The organism is Syntrophobacterales bacterium, from assembly GCA_031274925.1.
Lineage (GTDB): Bacteria > Desulfobacterota > Syntrophorhabdia > Syntrophorhabdales > Syntrophorhabdaceae > PNOM01.
Map to the genome: position 1 here is coordinate 1 of JAISPL010000051.1, position 3,058 is coordinate 3,058.

A 3,058-nucleotide genomic window follows, 5' to 3' on the forward strand; every position below is an offset into this window, starting at 1 on the left:
CATCATCTTGGAAGATTTACACGGCGAACCAAGATTATATCCAAAAAAGTTGCGATGGTGGATTTGACGTTCAAATTATGGCAAATGCTGACGTTGGAGTCTTGGTTTGAGAAATACCAAGCAATGGCATTATCTATCTATAAATGAAAACTCTCATATTTTCATCCAAAAGTAATACACCGAATGTGTACAGTGGCGAGGAAGGAAGCGGAGTTCTTCGCATATCAAGTGCTTGGGTTCAAGTAATACATTTTCAATAAGATGATGTGGTTGTATAAATCTTCATCGTACCAATGCTGCTCTTTGCGGTTCTTCTGTGGCAGATCTCTCGCGTACCTGTTCGCAACTGCGTCCTCTGCTGTTGCCCCCCGCCTCACTTGCCCCGCTTACCCTTGGTAAGCGTGTGCCCACACCACATCTGTTGTTATGTTGTGTCGATGATATGACGTTTCCATAGAAAATACCACCCTCTCGTTTTCTTTATTATATTTATGTTTATCGTGGAAGTATTGCGCAGAGGCATGAAGCGTAGGAGACGACATATAACGTTGCGTGGCAATAAATACCCTGCAGCAAGTTAGCAGGGTATTAAAAAGGCAACTACATTAAGGTCTTGCTTTAGTACCCCTTGTTTTTCAAAACGTATCTCTTGACCATTTTCCAGTAAGCCCCCCTCTGACCGTTGCCACATAGTATCCATCCGTCCAGAATTCACTACCAAAGGCGTTTGAATGCTTTCTTGTGAATATTTCACGTGCAGTGATGCTCTTGAAAAGGCCTGCGTGATTCTTCCCGGCGATAGCTTGGGGTGATATATATGCCATAGGCTCCATTTATTTCCTCTACGTCCGTGGCAGTTTCTCTTACTTATCTATAAGTATACAACCTCGTCATCCAGAAGAGATTTTCTGTACTTTACCGGGAACACACTATATGGTAATCAATCTGCCATGTGCCAGTGGTATCCTTATTCTCACAGTGCCCTTGTTGTCCACTCGCAGTACAACAAAACATAGAACTTTTAAGTTAGAACAAGCCCGTAACCCCGCCTGTCTCCGTGTTCACGTCTATCCTCCGGAATGACGGATCGGAACCGGTGCCGGGCATAAGGCTTATGGTGCCCGTAACAGGACAGAGAAATTTCGCTCCCGTGTAGACGAGGATATCTCTGACCGGAAGTCTCCACCCTTTTGGCACTCCTTTCAACTCCGGGTCATGGGAAAGGCTCAGATGGGTCTTCACCATCATGGTGAAATAGTCTTTCTTCTCGGGATCCGCCTCCAATTTCCTGACTTTCTCCTCTGCTTCGGGAATCCACAAGACACTGTCAGCACCGTAAAGTTCTGTGGCGATCAGTTCCACTCTCTCCTTTAGAGGCATCTCCATGGGGTAGAGGAAGCGGAAATCAGGTTCTTCCCTGCACGCGTCGATTACTGCATCGGCCAACTCAAGCGCGCCGTCACCTCCCTTCAACCAGTGGTGGGACACGGCAACTCGGGCGCCTTCGGCTTCGGCATATCTTCTGACGAGGGCAACCTCTTCCTTTGTATCGGTGGAGAAGGCGTTGATGCAGACCACGGGCTTTATGCCTGAAAGCTTCACGATTCGAATGTGGTGCAGGAGATTGGGTATGCCCTTTTCAAGGAGAGGGAGGTTATTTTCTCGGTATTCAGCGGCCAGTGGCAATCCCGGGGCAACCCTGGGTCCGCCTCCGTGCATCTTCAGGGCCCTGATAGTGGCAGTAATGACCGAAACGTTCGGCTTCAATCCACTGATCCTGCATTTCACATTCCAGAACTTCTCGAAGCCTATCTCGGAGGCAAACCCGCTTTCCGTCACATGATAGTCGAAAAGTTTCAGACCCACGCGGTCGGCGATAATTGAAGACTGGCCTATGGCAATATTGGCGAACGGTCCGGCATGGACCAGGATGGGCTGGCCTTCTATGGTCTGAAGAAGTGTGGGATTGATACTTTCCCGCATGAACGCGGTCATTGCCCCGGCAACCTCCAAATCCTCCGCAGTCACCGACTTCCCCATAACATCATAGGCAACGGTAATCTTGCCAATCCGTTCCCTGAGATCCTTCAGATCCTTGGCGATGGAGAGTATGGCCATCATTTCGGAGCTCACGGCAATATCAAAATGGGATTGCATGGTAAATCCGTTCATCCTGCCGCCGAGGCCAATCACGATGTTCCGGAGGGCCTGAGCGCAGAAGTCTATGGCCCACCCCATGGGAATATTACTTGGATCAATTCTCAGGCGACGGAGATTTCGCTTCCAGAGCTCATCATCGCTATAGTTCCGCTCATGTTGCAGGCGGGACGTTAGAGCTACCATGGCGAGGTTATGGGCGTTCATTATACTGTTAATATCACCTGTTAATCCAAGGGAAAATTCGGTCAAGGGAATCACCTGTGCGTTTCCCCCTCCGCCAGCGCTTCCTTTCAGGTTCATCGTGGGCCCGCCCGAGGGTTGTCGGATCGCACCGCCTACGTTCTTTCCTCTTTTGCCGAGACCCTCCATCAATCCTATTGAGGTGGTCGTCTTCCCCTCTCCGAGAGGCGTCGGAGTTATTGCGGTCACTTCTATATACTTCCCGTCAGCCTTCCCGTCAAGCCTCCCTACTATCTGCTGGAAATTGATCCTCCCGATTCTTCCGTAAGGAAGTACCTCGTCTCTCTTAAGCCCCATTTCTTCTCCGAGCTGATCAAGAGACTTCATATGTGTTTCTGCGGCCTCGCATATCTGCCAGTCGGCCATTACCGTCGGGTCGTAGGGCATGTTATAACCTCCTTAACTCGTTAGTGCTCCCGCGAGAAAATAAAACATAACACATGAGGCGGCATGTGGGAGAGAGAAAAAGTGAAAATGAGCCATGTGAAAGAAAGACAGAGATAAAACAGGTATACTGCTACCCCATTAAGACAGAGTTCTAGCCTCTTTTAAATAAAGCAAGGCATCAACGGTCAATGTCAGTAAAACAAATGCAGCAAACATAACATCCAACTTATCATAACGTGTTAACACTCGCCGGAAGCGTTTGATCCTGCGG

At 48.9% G+C, this 3,058-nt stretch carries 1 protein-coding gene; it reads right to left on the reverse strand.

Going from position 1 to position 3,058, the window contains the following annotated elements:
• Positions 1-1,026: 1,026 nt before the first annotated feature.
• A complete protein-coding gene (locus LBQ00_08515) occupies positions 1,027-2,787 on the reverse strand; it encodes a formate--tetrahydrofolate ligase (GenBank protein MDR2018889.1) in 1,761 nt (586 codons plus the stop codon).
• Between the last annotated feature and the right edge of the window lie 271 nt (positions 2,788-3,058).